The 17,314-nt window shown below is 55.2% G+C and carries 14 protein-coding genes; 10 read left to right on the top strand and 4 right to left on the bottom strand.

The features are described 5' to 3' along the window. Positions 1-127 precede the first annotated feature (127 nt). The 7 genes from ABD971_RS34270 to ABD971_RS34240 all read left to right on the top strand — a co-directional run bounded on the left by ABD971_RS34270 (position 128) and on the right by ABD971_RS34240 (position 8,734). Entirely contained in the window at positions 128-2,431 is a 2,304-nt protein-coding gene (locus ABD971_RS34270; protein ID WP_345328278.1) for a SulP family inorganic anion transporter, read from the top strand. A gap of 557 nt (positions 2,432-2,988) precedes the next feature. After that, positions 2,989-4,089: a UDP-3-O-(3-hydroxymyristoyl)glucosamine N-acyltransferase gene (lpxD, locus tag ABD971_RS34265; protein WP_345328276.1), complete on the top strand. Its 1,101-nt coding sequence runs from the start codon at positions 2,989-2,991 to the stop codon at positions 4,087-4,089. 5 nt (positions 4,090-4,094) lie between these two features. Beyond that, positions 4,095-5,009: an LpxI family protein gene (locus tag ABD971_RS34260; protein ID WP_425571414.1), complete on the top strand. Its 915-nt coding sequence runs from the start codon at positions 4,095-4,097 to the stop codon at positions 5,007-5,009. A 58-nt stretch (positions 5,010-5,067) separates the two neighbouring features. Continuing rightward, positions 5,068-6,102, top strand: coding sequence for a 4-(cytidine 5'-diphospho)-2-C-methyl-D-erythritol kinase (locus tag ABD971_RS34255; protein ID WP_345328271.1), 1,035 nt, complete (start codon positions 5,068-5,070; stop codon positions 6,100-6,102). 94 nt (positions 6,103-6,196) lie between these two features. Continuing rightward, a complete protein-coding gene (locus ABD971_RS34250; protein ID WP_345328268.1) occupies positions 6,197-6,811 on the top strand; it encodes a septation protein SpoVG family protein in 615 nt (204 codons plus the stop codon). Positions 6,812-7,064: 253 nt separating this feature from the next. Next, positions 7,065-7,361, top strand: a complete 297-nt coding sequence (locus ABD971_RS34245; RefSeq protein ID WP_339936565.1) for a hypothetical protein — start codon at positions 7,065-7,067, stop codon at positions 7,359-7,361. Next, the gene (locus ABD971_RS34240; RefSeq protein WP_345328265.1) at positions 7,358-8,734 is read left to right on the top strand and encodes a methyltransferase RsmF C-terminal domain-like protein; all 1,377 of its coding nucleotides are present in this window, start codon (positions 7,358-7,360) and stop codon (positions 8,732-8,734) included. Before ABD971_RS34245 ends, ABD971_RS34240 begins: the two co-directional genes overlap by 4 nt. Before the next feature lie 32 nt (positions 8,735-8,766). Here ABD971_RS34240 and ABD971_RS34235 read toward each other — a convergent pair whose 3' ends face one another. From ABD971_RS34235 to ABD971_RS34225, 3 genes are all read right to left on the bottom strand, one after another. Then, the gene (locus ABD971_RS34235; RefSeq protein ID WP_425571413.1) at positions 8,767-9,912 is read right to left on the bottom strand and encodes an SGNH/GDSL hydrolase family protein; all 1,146 of its coding nucleotides are present in this window, start codon (positions 9,910-9,912) and stop codon (positions 8,767-8,769) included. Positions 9,913-10,025: 113 nt separating this feature from the next. Next, positions 10,026-11,387, bottom strand: a complete 1,362-nt coding sequence (locus ABD971_RS34230; RefSeq protein WP_345328262.1) for a sigma-54-dependent transcriptional regulator — start codon at positions 11,385-11,387, stop codon at positions 10,026-10,028. A gap of 169 nt (positions 11,388-11,556) precedes the next feature. Then, a complete protein-coding gene (locus ABD971_RS34225; RefSeq protein WP_345328260.1) occupies positions 11,557-12,483 on the bottom strand; it encodes an SHD1 domain-containing protein in 927 nt (308 codons plus the stop codon). 258 nt (positions 12,484-12,741) lie between these two features. Between ABD971_RS34225 and ABD971_RS34220 the strand changes: the two genes are divergently transcribed. Next, positions 12,742-13,188: a YkgJ family cysteine cluster protein gene (locus ABD971_RS34220; RefSeq protein WP_345328258.1), complete on the top strand. Its 447-nt coding sequence runs from the start codon at positions 12,742-12,744 to the stop codon at positions 13,186-13,188. A 232-nt stretch (positions 13,189-13,420) separates the two neighbouring features. After that, positions 13,421-14,437 carry a rhomboid family intramembrane serine protease gene (locus ABD971_RS34215; protein ID WP_345328256.1) on the top strand — a complete coding sequence of 339 codons (1,017 nt, stop codon included), beginning with the start codon at positions 13,421-13,423 and terminating at the stop codon, positions 14,435-14,437. 105 nt (positions 14,438-14,542) lie between these two features. Here ABD971_RS34215 and ABD971_RS34210 read toward each other — a convergent pair whose 3' ends face one another. Continuing rightward, positions 14,543-15,586 (bottom strand): acyl-CoA desaturase, encoded by a 1,044-nt coding sequence (locus tag ABD971_RS34210; protein WP_339936553.1) that lies wholly within the window; start codon positions 15,584-15,586, stop codon positions 14,543-14,545. A gap of 356 nt (positions 15,587-15,942) precedes the next feature. Between ABD971_RS34210 and ABD971_RS34205 the strand changes: the two genes are divergently transcribed. Beyond that, the gene (locus ABD971_RS34205) at positions 15,943-17,220 is read left to right on the top strand and encodes an HD-GYP domain-containing protein (RefSeq protein WP_345328253.1); all 1,278 of its coding nucleotides are present in this window, start codon (positions 15,943-15,945) and stop codon (positions 17,218-17,220) included. Positions 17,221-17,314: the final 94 nt, after the last annotated feature.

Here is a 17,314-nt window from a genome sequence, read left to right as displayed (position 1 = left end):
TGCTGGAAATCCGTGTGTCCACAGTGGCCCTGCTGCCACTTTGATCACTGCAAGCATCCAGCCGATCCCACCGCGATCCGATTCGAAACTTACCCTCACTTCACATACAGTTGATAAGCCTACGTCTATGTCCAATTCTCAACCGCTCCAATCCGGTGCAACAACCTCACTGTTCTCTCCGAAGACGATCCCGAAAGATTTTCTGGCGGGGATCGTCGTGTTCTTGGTGGCACTTCCGCTCTGTCTCGGCATTGCAATCGCCTCGGACGCCCCGCCGTTTTCCGGTGTTTTGGCAGGCATCATCGGCGGTATTGTCGTCGGATCACTCAGCGGATCGCACACCAGCGTCAGTGGTCCCGCGGCAGGATTGACCGCCATTGTTGCGGCACAGATCGCGTTGCTTGGTTCCTTCGAGGCGTTCCTGCTAGCCGTCGTGATCGGCGGTGTGTTGCAGATTGGACTGGGGATCGCTCGGGCCGGTGCACTGTCAGCGTTTTTCCCCTCCAGTGTGATCAAAGGACTGTTGGCGGCGATCGGTGTGATCCTGATCTTGAAACAAATCCCGCACATCGTCGGCCACGACAATGACCCCGAAGGGGAGATGGCATTTTCACAGCCTGATAACGAAAACACCTTTACCGAAATCCTCTCGACCTTGGCAGGCGACATCCACCTTGGCGCGTTGGTGGTCGGGCTCCTTTCGATCCTCGTTTTGCTGATGTGGGAAAAGATCAAACCGCTGAAGCGCTCGGTTGTGCCGGGACCATTGATCGTCGTTTTGTTGGGCGTTGCGGTCAGCGTGTATCTTCGCAGCTTGGGTGGAAAGTGGGAGATCACTTCGACTCACCTTGTCCAATTTCCAGTCGCCGAATCGACCTCCGCGTTTTTCTCGTTCTTCACCACTCCTGATTTCTCTCAGTTTTCCAATCCGGCGATCTACATCGCGGGAGTCACGATCGCAATCGTCGCTTCGCTGGAAACACTATTGAATCTCGAAGCGGTCGATAAAATCGATCCTGAGCAACGTGACTCGCCGCCAAGCCGCGAATTGGTTGCCCAGGGCGTTGGAAACGTCATTGCGGGATTGATTGGTGGCTTGCCGATGACCTCGGTCATCGTTCGCAGTAGTGTCAACGTCGATGCCGGCGGTAAAACAAAGATGTCGGCCATTTTCCATGCCGTACTGCTGCTGCTGTGCGCAATGTTTTTCCCAATTTACATCAACATGATCCCGCTCTCGGCGCTGGCGGCGATCCTGATTGTCACCGGCTTTAAACTGGCCAGCCCCACGCTGTTTTCACAAATGTGGAAGCAGGGCCGATACCAGTTTGCTCCTTTCATTATCACCCTTGTTGCGATTGTGATGACCGATTTGCTGATCGGAATCCTGATCGGTCTGGGCGTCAGTGTGCTGTTCATTTTGAACAGCAATTTACGTCGCCCGATCCGACGCATCGTCGAAACGCATCTGGACGGAGACATTGTTCATGTTGAACTTGCCAATCAAGTGAGTTTTTTGAACCGAGCCGCATTGCACAAACTGTTGAACGAGTCGCCGCGAGGCACCCACTTGTTAATCGACGCGACGGAGTCGGACTATATCGATCCCGATATTTTGAGTTTGATTCGCGATTACAAACTCAACACGGCCCCGGCCCGTGGTGTCACAGTCAGCTTGAAAGGCTTTCGCGATAAATACCAATTGCAGGACGAAATTCAGTTCGCTGACTACTCGACGCGTGAATTACAGGATCGTGTGACCCCGGAACAGGTTCTATCGATCCTACGCGAGGGCAATCGCCGTTTTGTTTCAGGCAATCGCTTGTCACGCGACTTCGGGCGTCAAGTCAATGCCACGGCGAGTGGGCAAACCCCGCTTGCGGCAGTCCTCAGCTGTATCGATTCACGAGTCCCGGCCGAATTGGTGCTCGATGTCGGACTGGGCGACATTTTTAGCGTCCGCGTTGCGGGCAACGTGATTGGCACCAAGTCGCTCGGCAGCATCGAATACGGCGTCACGGTCGCGGGTGTCAAATTGGTGCTCGTGATGGGACACACTCGATGTGGCGCGGTTACCGCCGCGGTGAACTTAGTGAGCACCAACCAAGACGTGACAAAGGCCACCGGATGCCCCCATCTACACGCCATCATCAACGAAATCGAACCCTCAGTCGATCGCGATGAATTTCGTGCCGCAACCGCCCAGGGCGAATCGTACGTCGAAGCGGTTGTCGATGAAGTAACGGTGCGAAATGTGATGCAGACGGTGGAGAAGATCAAGAGCCGAAGCGAGGCCATTCGAACTGCGGTTGCATCGGGACAACTGATGGTCGTCGGCGCTATCTACGATGTTGCCAGCGGCAAGATCCGCTTCCTGGATGACGCGGGGCAAGAACGGACCGACCTGACGCCTGCGGTCCAGCACGCCTGAGCTTGATGATTGTGTAAGCCTCGAGGTTCCTTAAAAAAAACTCGAGGCCGCGACGATTGTTGTCGCATTGCTATCAAACGCCGTGGTCGGTGCGTCGGGCAACCTGGTTGCCTGACGCACATCCGCCCCTGCACGCCCATCCGCACATGCTGAAGACAATAAAGTCTTCCGTTTTTTGCTTTCAAAGCGTTGGGAATGTCAGATATTTTCTGCCAGCGTGGGGATCAAGCGATCCTCGGGGCGGGCCAAGTGCTAGGGGCCAAGTGCTGAGGGGCCGGGTGTTGGGGCGGGAAAAGAGGGCGAATCGAGCGATCGATCGAGGGCACCCTTGAGTGACAAGATTTGAGTGACAAAATTCGCGCACTGAAAATGAAGTTTTGAAGAATCCCTTGCACTTACGCTCGCAAATCGATCTTGATCGTTTTGCTTGGACGCGGGTATAGAAAGAGCAGAGAAGCGGCAAAATTTTAGTGTCCACAAGTCTAGCGGTCCCAGGGATGGTGACGCGGGCGAAGCTTTTCCAATACAGCTCCAACATCGAGGCAAGGATGCTCTCCATGAAAAAACGACTTAGCAGCTTGGCCATCTTGGCCGAAGGAAAGCTCATTAACGGTGATGGCGATACCGTATGCCATGGTGCGTTTCCGTTGGGGGAAGAGACAAGCGGCCACGTCACGATGGTCGACGATCCTCGACGTGCAGCCGACCTGAATGATTCCAAAGCGACCGCCGTCGTCTGTTCCGAACCGTTAACGAATCTTTCGATGGCTCAGATCGTGGTCAAAGATCCACGCGACGCATTTACAAAAATCGTGGCCTGTTTCCGACCGCCGGTCTCACTCGACCTGCCGGGATGGGGGATTGATCCCTCAGCAACGCTGGCCGATTCGGCTCGCGTCCATCCTTCGGCGATTCTCGGAGCTGGAGTCAGCATTGGGCAACGAACCCGAATCATGCCGGGTGTCGTCGTGATGCCTCACACTCAGATTGGTGACGATTGCGTGATTCACAGCAACGTCACTCTCTACGAAAACACTCAAATCGGCGACCGCGTGACGATTCACGCTGGCACGATTATCGGTGCCAATGGATTTGGTTATCGGCAAGAAGCGGGACGTCACGTTCCGACGGCACAGTTGGGCTATGTGCAAATTGAATCGGATGTCGAAATCGGGGCTTCGGTCACGATCGACCGAGGCACCTACGGCACCACCCGCATCGGTGAAGGGACCAAGATCGACAATCAAGTCATGATCGCCCACAACTGCAAAATTGGCCGTCACAACCTGATTTGCAGCCAGGTTGGAATCGCAGGCAGCTGCACCACGGGCGACTACGTTATTTTGGCGGGCCAGGTTGGATTGAAGGATCACATCACCTTGGGCGACCAAACCATCGTCGGCGCACAAGCCGGAGTGATGGATGATTGCGAAGGAAACCAAGTTTACCTCGGGTCCCCCGCGACGCCTCAGCGCGAGCAAATGCAAATCATGGCGGTCGAGCGAAAGCTGCCCGAGATGCGACGCGAAATCAAGAACTTGCGACGCGATATCGACCGCATGATCAAGCAAAGCGATGAAGCGAGTGCGGCATCAATGTCCGCCGCAAAGTCGCCCGAGTCGATTTCGATTAAATGCCACAATAAACGTGCCGCGTAGCTATGATGAACACTGCCTCGAATTCGCCAGTGGGAATTATCGCGGGATGGGGAAGTTTTCCCATCGAAGTCGCCCAAGCGATCGTCCGCGAGGGACGCGATGTGTGCTGCATCGCCATCAAAGGGCACGCCAGTCGCGAATTAGAGTCCATTTGCAAGGACGTCCATTGGCTTGGCGTGGGCAAAGTGGGTGGACATATCCGCTACTTCCGACGTCACGGGGTGCAACAAGTCACGATGGCGGGAAAGCTGTTCAAGTCAGACATTTTGTTCCAAGGATCGGTGTGGCTAAAACACTTGCCCGACCTACACGCGATTCGCACCTTTGGTCCGCTGTTGTTTGGCCGCAAACGCGATGCACGTGACGATCGTCTGCTGTTGGCCGTCACGAATACCTACACGCGTAGTGGCATGGAAATCTGTGCCGCTACCGACTTCGCACCGGAGCTACTTGTGAAACACGGAACCCTTGTCGGCAAACCTCTGACCAACCGTGCTCAGCGTGACGTCCAAATGGGATGGCAGGTGGCGCGGCAAATGGGTGGCATGGATATCGGACAATCGATCACCATCAAAGATGGCACCGTGATTGCCGTCGAAGCGATCGAAGGCACCGACGCTTGCATCGAGCGGACGGGCGAACTTTGCCGTCGTGGCGGCTGGACACTCGTCAAAGTCAGCAAGCCAAACCAGGACATGCGTTTTGACGTCCCCACCATCGGCCCACAAACCGTCCAACGTGTTGCCCAAGCCGGCGGAACGGTGATTGCCATCGAAGCGGGGAAAACGATCGTGGTGGATCAAGCCCAAACGGTGGACGATGCCCGCCGACACGGAATCACCATCGTTGCGATGAAGCAGAGTGATGTCGCGTCGATCGAAAACGAGACCGCTTTGGCGAACGAGTCCAACGTCGCCTGAACCGCGAGCATGGTATCGTTACCGCTCCCTCTATCGATGAATTCGCCGAGAAAGTTCCGTGCAAGCTCTCCCCCTGTCATCGATCGCGGTGACCCATCCGCCCGCAAAGCTGAACCTCTTTCTCGAGCTGATGGGCAAACGTGAAGATGGCTATCACGATATCGACACCGTGATGGTCGCGATCGATTGGCGTGACCAGCTCCGCATCCAGCAAAGCGAAACCCCAGGCGTTCAGCTCGCGGTCCAGTGGATGCCGTCGCTCGAAATTGTCGCTCGCGAACTTGGCGTTGATCCTGATTCGGATCAGGGACAATCGCTGCTTGCGATTCCCGATGACTCGCGAAATCTTGTCCACCGGGCACTAGTCAGGTTCGCGGAGCATTTCGGATTAGCGACGGGATTTTCCTGTCACCTAGCAAAAAGCATTCCTGCGGGCGCGGGAATGGGGGGCGCTAGCAGCGATGCGGCCTCGGCACTGCTCTGTGCGGCAACCCTCAGCGGGATCCCTCAGGACCATCCCGATCTTGTCGTGTTGGCGGCCGAACTCGGCAGCGACATTCCATTTTTCCTTGGCAATGCAGCAACGGCATGGACTGCGGCAAGGGCTCAGGGACGCGGCGAACAACTTACCCCTGTCGCGTTGACCACTCAGCTTAACACGGTTGTGGCATTTCCAGCGACAAGCTTATCGACCGCAAAAATTTATTCAGAATCGTCGATTTCCGACACTCCTCAGCCCGCGGACGCGTTCATCGGGGCATTAAAGACGGGAGATTGGGGGTCGATCGCTTCGCATATGTGTAATCGACTTCAGGAGCCCGCATCAAAAATCGCACCGCAAATTGACGAAATATTAAAATCGATGTGGCATCTCGGGCTGCGGGGGTGTCAATTAACAGGGAGCGGCTCGGCTTGTTTCGGTCTGGCAGAGTCCGCAATCCATGCGACCAGATTGGCATCGCAGTTGCGTAACCAATATAGTGCAGTACAGCAGCGGGGTGTCCGGTCAGATGCTGATCGGCAATCGTTACCGACCGCGAGGGTAGTCGCTGCGAGTTCGGTGCTTGTCCCCGCCAGCATCCAAATTGAGTAAATACTAAGTCCAGAGTTGCTGAACATGTTTAGATGCACTGTAGGCTCCGGACAATCCGCATTCCAATGCCATCGCGGTTAGGGAGGGTCACCTAGTGCAGATCTCAGAGATACGCATCAAGCTAATGGAAGCGTCCGAGGATCGTTTGCGAGCATTTTGCTCGATCACGATCGATGGTTGTTTTGTTGTTCGCGACCTTAAAATCATTGACGGTGCGAACGGTCCTTTTGTGGCGATGCCAAGTCGAAAATTGACAGGCCATTGTCAACGATGCAGTTATAAAAACCATCTTCGTGCAACCTACTGCAATCATTGTGGCGTGAAATTGCAAGTCGATGCAGACACGGATTCACCTCAAAAGCTGTATGCGGATGTTGCTCATCCGATCAACAGCGATTGCCGCGAATTGATTCAAAATGCAGTGATCGAAGAATTTGAAGCCGAGCTCAGCCGATCACGAGAACCGGGTTATCGGTCGCGTTACGATGATGACTTTGGCTATGATGACGCCGGTCCGTCACCGTCACCCGCCCGCGAAAAAAGCGAAAGTCGGCAAAACGCCGCCCCAGCCTCGTCAAGCAATGATGCGATGATTGACGAACCCGATTCAGGAAGCGGTGGCCCAAAACGACCGCACTTTATGAATACACCCAATCGAGAAAAAGCGAGCCCTCAAGAAGACGACGACTTCGGAGCGGGCATTTTCTAATCGCCCTCTCCGTCCACAGTGATGCGTGCCCGATCGTAGCGGTTGATTGACGATCAGGGTTCAGACCGAGTACAGTAGGCGTGCTGCCAGGGGGGAGCACCGACTTTCCCCCAAGCCCCCCTTACCCCAGCCTTTTGCAATCAGCGTATTGCAATCGTCGGCTTGAGCCCCGCGTTTTACGATCATCGCGCAAGGGGGGGGAGGGTGTGTTCGGCAACGCTCCTATGACATGATCCACCGCTCTGTTCCTCAAATGCTTCCATCGTCACATCGTCGCCGTGTTCCGCAAATTAGCCTCGCAGTGATGATGCTGATGATGGTGATCTTTGCCGTCATTTTCGCGGGTGGGCTGTATGCAATTCGGGTGCCTGCGGTTCAAGCCGATCTCGATGTCCTGCTAGGCAACAATTTCGTCGCGGGAAGCGATGACGGATCGGGGCATCTCGCCCACATCGTGTTCATCATGTTCACACTAACCTCGCCGCTTTTGCTCGCCGGAGTGTTGTCGATGGGATTGTCCGCTTGGCGATGGTTTCAACGTCAGGCATGAGTGTGACTTCAACTTCGCATAGCGAGTCGTTGGATGACGACTCGCTTCACGACCTGGTTCGCGACGCACTTGGTAAGATCTCGCTTTCGGCAAACGAACTCGACGCGTTTATCGCTTCGCTATCAAGTCGTCACCGAAACGTCGTTCGGGTACGCCGCGAAGTCGCCCCAGAATCGCTGCCGTTTCCGACCACCCCCGTGCCTTGGTATTCCCTGGGCTATCGCTGCGAATCGACTGAATCGCGTCCATCAAAGGAACTCGCGTATGCTGCGGGCGACTATTACGTTCAGGATGCGGGATCGCTCCTCGCGCTTGCAGCGTTACAAGCCGATCATCCTGTTGCATTAAAAAATCAAACTGTTTGCGACCTCTGTGCCGCGCCGGGCGGCAAGGCCACGGCGATTCTCGAATCGCTCGAGAGCAGCGGTTTTCTGCTGGCGAACGAACCGATTCGTTCGCGTGTTCCCGCGTTGTTGCACAATTTGTCTCGCACGGGTTCGGACCGTTTCGCGATCTCGCAACTCGATCCCGATGATCTAGCAAAACAGTTAACGGGTTGTTTTGATGTCGTCGTAGTGGACGCCCCCTGCAGCGGACAGGCGTTATTGTCACGCAAACGGCAATCGATCTCGGCGCTATCGGGCCATCAAATCGAACATAGTGCGTCGCGGCAGCAACGCATTTTATCCGCCGCGACGCGATTGCTGCGTCCCTGTGGAAAACTGGTCTACAGCACCTGCACGTTCGCCGCAGCGGAAAACGAAGCTCAGATCGACGGTCTGCTCGGTTCGCACGACTTCACTGCGGAATCGATCCCATCGCTGCAGCCGTATGCATCTCCCATCACCCCCGGCTGCTATCGCTTGTGGCCTCACCAACACGACTGCGCTGGCAGCTTTGCGGCCTCGTTGATTCAAGGGGAAGCATCGTGGTCAGCCAAAACGTTTCGCAACAACAAACCATTTAAAACCACGGTCGAACTCGATCAATGGTTCACCGATTCGGGACAAGTGCATCGGTATTTTGGTAGCGATTCATCGCTTTACGCGATTCCAATTGATGCGCCGGTATGGGTGGAACGGGTTGCCAAGTTAGGTCCCGAAATTGCTCATCGCACGGGCAAAGTGTGGAAGCCGGCACATGCAGCGGCCTTACAACGAGGCACCCTTCTTCGCAGCCGACAAACGCTGGACGTCGACCATGAAACGGCGGCACAATACCTCAGCGGAGCCCCGATTCCATGTCCTTCTCGCGGCTGGACCGTGGTTCAGTACCACGGACGCCCCTTGGGCTGGGTCAAAGGGGATCGCGGTTTGGGCAAAAACCATCTCCCCACCGCATCACGATTTACCCAGTTGTCACCGCCCCGCTGACTGCGGGGGGGAAATGAAACGAGTTTGTCGTGCTAATTCTGGATGCCGATCGCCTTACGCAATATTGGCTCAAAGACGTCAGCTTGTCGCATAAAGCCGAGATCGCTGGCGTGGGAACCATCGGTCGCCCCGTCGGCGTCGTCCCCGTACAGATGATCGCCCTCGATGTAATGCAAGCCGGTGACACCGTCATCGACCAGACTTTTGTAGGCCGCTTTCAGTGCCGCATGATTATCGGTGTGATGCTGCTGGCGATCCGGTAAGATCCAATCATTGGTATTGCGGCGATCTTCTACCAGCACAATCGGGGTGTCGGGGCGCGATTGACGAATCTGTTTGACCAGCGGAATACATTTTTCTGCCACCGCGGCCGGCCCCATGTTGGGCAAACAGTCGATAACAAACGCAGCAGCATCGACTTGCACTAGATAATCACCTACGGCTTTGTCCATTCGCCCGTTGCCCGAGAAGCCAAGGTTGGCCACCGGCATGTCGAATCGTCTTCCCAAAATCGCAGTATGAACCATCCCTGGTCGGCTGGCACAAGCACCGTGGGTGATACTGGTACCGTAGAACACGAGAGGCTTTTTGCGTGGTTTTAATCCTGCGAAATGACGTCCCTGCTCGACGCCGATGCTCATAAACTCGACACCATTGTAGAGCGGTAAGTAGGCCGCGTATTCACGCTGTCCCTTCGCCAACCCACTCACGATTTCCGCTTTGACTTCTTGGGACGACGGCTTGGCAACCTGAACCCATCTCCAATCGCCGTGGTTGTCGCGAGCATACAAATCGACCCCGCTGACCCCGGTTGCGGGCATATGAGGCATCGCCAACCCCGCGTCTTTCAATTTGTAGTGGACGTGGATTGCGGTGGCATCGGTGGTGAACCTGACCATCATCCCCGCGCTGTCGCGACTAAGATTCCAAACATTCTTGGTCACCGAGTCTTGCGCCGATGCAGGCAGGCGATCAAACCATTGTTGTCGCTCTTGATCGGGCAAGATACGGCCTTCGACACCCCACTGAGTCACGTCGTACCAATCGATTCCGCCGGCGGATTTTTTGCTGACCGCCATTTCAGGATCTAACGTGGCAATCGACACGTCTTGAGCCAATAACAAGGAGGCGTGCAGAACCATCCAGATGGGGACAGCGCGGTGAAACAGAGTGATCATCAATTCATCTCAAAGCGTCAGAGGAAGGAAGGGATGCCGGATCGCTGACGCACGACACGACATGGGGCAACAAAGGTAGGGGGGCAACATGCACTTAGTTAACGTGCACTGGGTTAATGCAAATTATAGCGACTCATTTTGTAATGGAGCGTTCGCACGCTGATCCCAAGCGCTTTAGCGGTTTTATCACGATGCAGGTCATAGGCGTTAAGCACTGCAGCGATTGTTTCGCGTTCGCAGGCTTCGACCGCTTCGGCCAACGGAACGAGCGTTTTGTTCGCCGGACTTGGGGTGCGAGTCAATTCCGCGGGCAATTCGTCATGATGGATGACTTCGCCGCTGTGGGTCACCACGATCCGCTCAATCATATTTCGCAGTTGGCGAACATTGCCGGGCCAATTGGATGAAACCAGCGTTTGCATCGCTGCGGGAGATAGCTGTTTGGCGTCGCGCGAATGTCGCGTACAAAACTGTTCTAAAAAATGCTCTACCAACAACGGGATGTCTTCGCGACGCGCCCGCAGCGGAGGGACTTCGATGGGGATCACGTTTAAACGATAGAACAGATCTTCGCGAAACACGCCTTCTTCGATCAATTCATGCACGGAACGGTTGGTTGCTGAAACAATGCGTACATCGGTGTGAATCAACTCTTCGCCCCCCACACGCGTAAACACGCGTGATTCGAGCACCCGCAGCAGATCGACTTGGCTTTTCGCCGACATTTCCGTCACTTCGTCCAGGAACAAAGTGCCTCCGGCGGCCTGTTCAAAGCATCCCGGTTTTTGTCGCGAGGCGCCACTGAAGGAGCCTTTTTCGTGGCCAAAAAGCTCACTTTCGAGCAGGTTTTCTGGCATCGCGCCTAGATTCACGGCGATAAAGGGACCGCTGCTTCGGTCGCTGAGGTCATGCAGGGCGCGGGCAATCAATTCCTTTCCCGTGCCACTTTCGCCCTGTATCAAAACAGTCGCCTCGGTAGCAGCGACCTGGCGAATCTGCTGAAACACCGCTTGCATCGCGGCGCCGTTGCCAATGATATTCGAGACTTGCCCCGCGCCGGCCAATTGCGTTCTCAATTGCCGGTTCTCGACTCGCAATTGGTAATACTCTCGAGCCTTGCGGACTTGCTGACGAATCAAATTCAAGTCAAGCGGCTTCAAGATAAAATCAAACGCGCCCGCACGCATCGCTTCAACGGCGGTCTCGACGGTTCCGTGGGCAGTGATCACGATGACCGCGGTGGTCGGACGCAAGTAACGAATTTTTTCTAACAGCTCGATCCCCGTCATGCTGCTATTCAATCGCACATCCGCGATCACCAATTGAAACGAACCTTTGTTGAACTGGTCCAGTGCATCGTCGGCATCGCCCGCGGTCTTCACAAGGTCAGCTTCGCTGGCGAGCCCCTTCGCCAAACCCGATCGGATATTGGGCTCATCATCAACAATCAGCACGGCGAACGGTTCGGAACTCATTCAATCAACTTTCATAGAAAAAATCGCTCTTCCGCATCGAGCGTTGACTCTGCGGTCGAGCCTCAACAGCGTCGCGGTCATCGGCTTCGCGATTGGCTGAATTAACGGCTGGGCCCAAATAACGGCTGGGCCCGATTAACAACGGGGCCCAATTGACGGCTGGGCAGGATCAGCGGTTAGCCCGCCGGACTCCGATCACCGCGTAACCGGGATAACGCGCCGTCACCATGTGCGTCGCGATGTCGCTGTTGCGGGCGGTCACGATGACGCTGGTGCGGCGACCATAAACGCCTTGCCTTGGCTCGAGCATGACTTCCCAGATTGAGGTTAACCCGGTGGCTGCCGCCAGCATATCAAGTTTCATTCGTTCGATTTGATAGTTCTGCTGTTTTTCAAGCTGGTACTGCATCGCAGAGGTTTGAACCATCAAACTTTCGCGTTCGCGGGCCGCTTCGTCCTCGGTTTGGCTACGCCAATGTTCCCAACCAGGCTGCAGGACGGCGAGATCGGTTTTGTCAAACAAGAAGAACGGAACACTGATCTCATCACCACTTTCGAGTTGCATCAGAACGCCTTCGAGCGGATACGTCTTGGGTTTCGCAGCCAGCGTTTTTTTTGCCCAGGCAGTGAGCTGCGACTCCTCTTGAATCTTCGCTCCCTCGAGATGCGAAATGATTTTCAAGACAAGCTTTTGATGCAGCGGATCAATTCTGGAAAACGGCTGACCGTTGATCAGCACATTGCCCTTCTTCCGCTGCACCTCGAGATCCTTTTTGCCATAGGCAAGCACACGTCCGCGGATCATCATTCCATCGACCGACGTCCACGTCTGCATTTGGTCCGCGGATTTGCGAAACGCATCCCTCGTCTCTTTGGACGCCACATAATCTCGGTCTTGTTGCGACAGCTCGGCCAATTCGACCGCCACCAATTTCCCGGACTTGCGTTTCAACACCACCGTCGAATCGTTAAAGGCGATCACGTCGGCATCGATCTTGAATTGGCCATCGAGACTTGACCACTCGCGGGCATCCACGCTCGCCGCGGTCATCGACCAACTGCACACCAGCACCAAGAGGGTAGAAAAAATTCGCATGGAACAAGCTCCGAAGAAAGCGATTCGCAGAGACCCCACCGAGATCGATGTCTCTAATTTAGCACGCCCCCAGCTCGGCACAAATCGGAAGAGTCGATCCGCCGCAGTGCAAAAACGACTGGCCGCGTCGACGATTTCGCGGTGAAACGCTACAGTGATGGGTTCCAAGAAGCTCGGCTGGAACTTGAATTCGATCGCTTGGAAGCGACCGCTGCCGCTCGAGCCTGATCCACTGCCCCCCCTGCGGTTTCCTCTACGATGCCCAAAAAGCAAGATTCAAACAACAAGAAAAAGGCCGCCCCATGGTACGCCGACGGTCTTCGTTTTGAGTGTTCTCAGTGCGGGGACTGTTGCAGCGGAGCGCCGGGATTTGTTTGGGTCAATGAAGACGAAATCGCGGATTTGGCCGACGAAATGGAATTGGAGGTCGACGCGTTCGAGTACCAATTCGTTCGCCAAGTCGGCGCAGACAAAAGCCTAAAAGAATATCCCGACGGGGACTGTATCTTGTTGGACCCCGAAACCCGCAAATGCAGCGTCTATGGTGCTCGACCGATCCAGTGCCGGACATGGCCGTTTTGGGACAGTAATCTGGAGCGAAAGAAAGATTGGAAAGAAACTTGCAGCGTTTGCCCAGGGTCCGGAACCGGCCGACTTTACACGTTTGAGGAAATTGAAGCGCAGCGGAAACAAAAGTCCGTGTGAGTCGTTTGGCCCCCCGAACTCCTTGGATCGTTGGCTGCTTGGATCGTTGGCCACCGTCGGCGCGTTGCCGCCGGCCACTTTTTGCTGTGGCCCTTCCCCCAATGCTGGCTCGAATCGCTTCCATGGGAGTGCGTTTTGCGTAATTTCCGCTTACAACTAGCCTTCCGCAGATACTCTCTACAATCCTGCGGTTGTTCCCCTCCACTACTCGATTGAACACGGCGTTGAACTGATGCGGCGAATCGGCAGCCTTGAAAACGAAACTCTTGCTCATCGGTTCTGTGATTATTTGGTCACACTGTCGATTGATGCCGCAGCGGACTCCGACGGGGACCCCGATAGCCCCCGCTGGGACATCTGGATCCGTGAGGAAAAGGACGTCGAAGAAGCCCGCAAACAATTTGCCTTGTTCGAGCAATCCCCCGACTCAGAATCGTACCAAGTCAAAAGCAAGGCGGACGCCATTCGCAACGAGCGGGTGAACCATCACCAACGTAAAATTGCCGAGCAACGAAAGTTACAACGATCGATGCCGGCGTCACGAGGGACGGCGATGGGGGGACTTGGGGGTGCCGGCATGGCTGGCCGCCAGCAACGGATTCCCGTTGTCATTGCAGTGATTGCGTTGTCGGTGATCGCTAGTTTTACCGGAGGCTTCGGCCGGCCAAGGCAATCGCTTGATAGTACTCAGTTGACGACGGAACAGTCGGTCGACTACGCCCTGTCCTTCGTGGATCACCGCGACTACGTCGAGAGCGACGGCGATTGGTTTGCCTCGGTGCGAAAGGGAGAGGTGTGGCGTTTTATCACCCCAATGTTTTTACACGCCGATCCGCTGCATCTCGCATTCAATATGATTTGGATTTTTCTGCTCGGTTCGGCGATTGAACGACTGCACGGCTCGATCTTTCTGAGCATCTTGCTGTTCATCAGCCAGCTCGCCGGAATGATGCTGCAGGTCTCACTGCCGGGTGCCGAATCACTGCCGCCGATTCTCCATGCGGTCGCAGGATCGCCGTTTGCCATCGGGGCGTCAGGAGCCGTTTATGGCTTGTTTGGCTATCTTTGGATTCGTCCGCAAATGGATTTGTCGTACCCAATTCGCATGTCTCAAGGCAACGTGATGCTGATGTTGGGATGGTTGGTCTTGTGTATGACCGGGATGTTTGGGCCGATCGCCAACGGTGCCCACCTCGGTGGCTTGATCGCAGGCGTCATCGCTGCATTTTTGACGTCTTCTAAACGCTAGAGTCGCCCAAACACGCTAAAGTCAACTGAACCACAAAAAAAACGCCGCTGGCACATTTGTGCAAGCGGCGTTTTTGATTCATTGACGCGACCGTCGGCGTTCAGATCACGCTGCGGTCGTCGGAGCACTCTCACCGGCTTGTTTCTCAGCGACAGTACGATAATCGACCACGTCCCAAACAAGGCCACAGGCTCGCAGCAAACGAATCGCTTGCCAAGTAATGTCGAATTCCCACCACTTGTGACCGTGCTTGGCCATGCGTGGGTAAGCGTGGTGGTTGTTGTGCCAGCCTTCGCCGTACGCGACGATCGCGACGAGCCAGTTGTTGCGGCTATCGTCGGTGGTTTCGTAGTTCTTGTAGCCCCACATGTGCGAGGCACTGTTGACCATCCAAGTCGCGTGCAGAACACCGACCAGACGAACGAACATACCCCAGATCAGCAGCGAAAGTCCGAAATCGTTCCCGCCAATTGCGTATCCGATGCCGTACAATGCACAACCAACGGCAATGTGTAGGGGCAAGAACAACATGTCCAAAATTCGCATTCCGCGTTGCTTGTACAAGTCGGGGACCCAACGCTGCAAGTAGGCGGTGCGATCGCCGTTGTGCGTGTGAAACGCGAGCCATGTGATGTGGGCCCACACACCGCCTTCGTTTGGCGAATGCGGATCGCCTTCTTGATCGCTATGCGCGTGATGTTTGCGATGATCGGCAACCCAATCCAATGCCGAGCCTTCGCCCGCCAAGGTTCCAATCGTGGCAAACGTATAACGGACCCACGAATAAGTCTTCATGCCGGTGTGGGTCAACAAGCGGTGATAACCGAGGCAAATCCCCAGGCTACCCGTCATCCAGTGCAGGACGACCATCACAGCCAATCCCGTCCAGGAAAAGTAGAAGGGAGCCGCCAGCACGACCAAGTGGGCAATCGTTAACCACCCAATCGCCCAGTAGCTGAGATTGTTAACGCGACGTCGCTCCGAAGCGGTCGGATGAGCGTTTGACGGCAATTTGCCAATTTTATCGTTGCTGACGTGAGGCGAGTTCGCGTCACGATTCGATTTTTTATTTTGAGCGGGCTGGGCGCGGTCCAACGATTTGCGTTGGCGGCGAGTCTGTTTTTTGGTAGGAGGGATGACCGAAGCCATAAGATGAAATCCTGTCGTTGAATGTCCTTGGGAAAGCGTCAGACATCTCACGAAGTTGCCTGAGTGAGGAGATTCTACAGAACCGTAAAGCCCTGTCTGTCTCAGAGCATGTAAACCTATGTAACGGGAGTGTAAAAGTCTTTTATTTTTGTCGCTGCAAATGTGCACTAGCCCTAGATGGTGGCCAGATGGTACTCCACCCATCTCGACGTTCCATTCGCTGCTTTGCAGCCATAATGTTGCGGGTTAGCTACGTTCCGAACCAATCACTTTTGTCTGACAAAAAATGTGTGTAGCCGTTCTCCCCTCTCAAAAATGCATTGGATTGCCAGCGTCGCCCTGTCTCGAGCCTTTCCATGTCTAAATACCGCAAAGTCTCCGCAAAATTGCTGGTTCCGGGTGTCAAACTCACCTCCGCAATTCCCGATCCCGAAAATGCACGTGTTCGTCTGTTGGGCGAAGGGATGGAAGTCACCGCGGATTTGATCCTGCGACTGCAGCTGCGGGGGGTAAAGAGTCTGCTATTAAGCGAAAAAGACATTGCAATCCTCAATGCCTTCACCCCACAAGGGCGGGCGGTAAAGGTGCCTCCGCCTCCGGCTTATGTCAAATCCAGCACGATCAACGAGCAAACTTTGATCTTGGACCAACATTTAGAAGCCGACGATGAACCCGAACACGAGAATACATTGCCGTTTGCCGCTCGCGCGCGCAAACCCGAAAACTGCTCGTATGAACCAGGAATGACCCATCAATGGGCGTCCGAGACCAGTGACTCGATTGAATCGATCAACCAGATTTTTGATGAAACGCTGGCGACACACGATGGCAGCGTGGCACCGCTGCACGCGACGTGCCAGGATATTTTGCGACGGATGACCGAAGACGTTGATGCGCTCGTCTGCATGGCTTGTTCTCCGTTCGAAACCGAGTACCCGGCACGGCACGGTGTGCATCTGGCCACCATGTCGATGGCGATTGGCTCGCAAATGGGGTTAGACGAAGCGCTGCTGATCGAACTCGGCGTGGGATGCTTGATTCATGACATCGGCATGAAGGCGATCGGTACCGGATTGTTTAGCTCAAAACATCCGCTCAGCGATGGCATGCTTAAACGTCTCGCCGACCATCCCGTCCGTGGCGCCGAAGTGATCGGCCGTTTCGGTGAACAAGTATCCATCGGTTCGCAAATGGTGTCGTACCAAATTCATGAACGATGTGATGGCAGCGGTTACCCTCGCGGACGCCATGGCGATGCGATTCACCCGCTCGCAAAAATTGCCTGTGTGGCCGACGCATTTATTGGAATGATCTCGACGCGTCCTCACCGCTTGGCCATCCAGGGGTATCATGCCCTCGTACAGCTGCTTAAAGAAATGAAGCAAGGCAAATTCGATGCGACGGTCGTGCGGGCCCTGCTTGAATTAACGTCACTCTACCCGCTGGGCAGCTTCGTCGAACTGACCAATGAAAAACTGGGCCGTGTGATTCGCGCCGGCGGCGCATCCTTCGACCGTCCAACGATCGAAATGTGGGACACCCGGCAACGCATTTCTTCCCCCACCGTGCTGAACCTACAACACGATCACACCATTCATATCGTGCGATCGATTGCCACGCCCGCAGCGGCCTGACCACAGGCAAACAGCTGGCCTTCGAACTTCCCTGCCTCTGAGTTTTCGTGCCTGGGGGCTTCTGATTGCCGAACCCCTCCAGCGAATTCTGTTC

Origin of the sequence: Novipirellula rosea (genome assembly GCF_039541335.1) — a bacterium.
Taxonomy (GTDB): domain Bacteria; phylum Planctomycetota; class Planctomycetia; order Pirellulales; family Pirellulaceae; genus Novipirellula; species Novipirellula rosea.
This window is presented reverse-complemented; position numbering and strand designations above follow the sequence as displayed.

Coding starts and splice junctions, on each gene's coding strand:
- ABD971_RS34245 (WP_339936565.1), top strand. CDS start 7,065: ATGCTTCCATCGTCACATCGTCGCCGTGTTCCGCAAATTAGCCTCGCA.
- ABD971_RS34270 (WP_345328278.1), top strand. CDS start 128: ATGTCCAATTCTCAACCGCTCCAATCCGGTGCAACAACCTCACTGTTC.
- ABD971_RS34210 (WP_339936553.1), bottom strand. CDS start 15,586: ATGGCTTCGGTCATCCCTCCTACCAAAAAACAGACTCGCCGCCAACGC.
- ABD971_RS34240 (WP_345328265.1), top strand. CDS start 7,358: ATGAGTGTGACTTCAACTTCGCATAGCGAGTCGTTGGATGACGACTCG.
- ABD971_RS34225 (WP_345328260.1), bottom strand. CDS start 12,483: ATGCGAATTTTTTCTACCCTCTTGGTGCTGGTGTGCAGTTGGTCGATG.
- lpxD (WP_345328276.1), top strand. CDS start 2,989: ATGAAAAAACGACTTAGCAGCTTGGCCATCTTGGCCGAAGGAAAGCTC.
- ABD971_RS34235 (WP_425571413.1), bottom strand. CDS start 9,912: ATGATCACTCTGTTTCACCGCGCTGTCCCCATCTGGATGGTTCTGCAC.
- ABD971_RS34205 (WP_345328253.1), top strand. CDS start 15,943: ATGTCTAAATACCGCAAAGTCTCCGCAAAATTGCTGGTTCCGGGTGTC.
- ABD971_RS34220 (WP_345328258.1), top strand. CDS start 12,742: ATGCCCAAAAAGCAAGATTCAAACAACAAGAAAAAGGCCGCCCCATGG.
- ABD971_RS34260 (WP_425571414.1), top strand. CDS start 4,095: ATGAACACTGCCTCGAATTCGCCAGTGGGAATTATCGCGGGATGGGGA.
- ABD971_RS34230 (WP_345328262.1), bottom strand. CDS start 11,387: ATGAGTTCCGAACCGTTCGCCGTGCTGATTGTTGATGATGAGCCCAAT.
- ABD971_RS34215 (WP_345328256.1), top strand. CDS start 13,421: ATGCGGCGAATCGGCAGCCTTGAAAACGAAACTCTTGCTCATCGGTTC.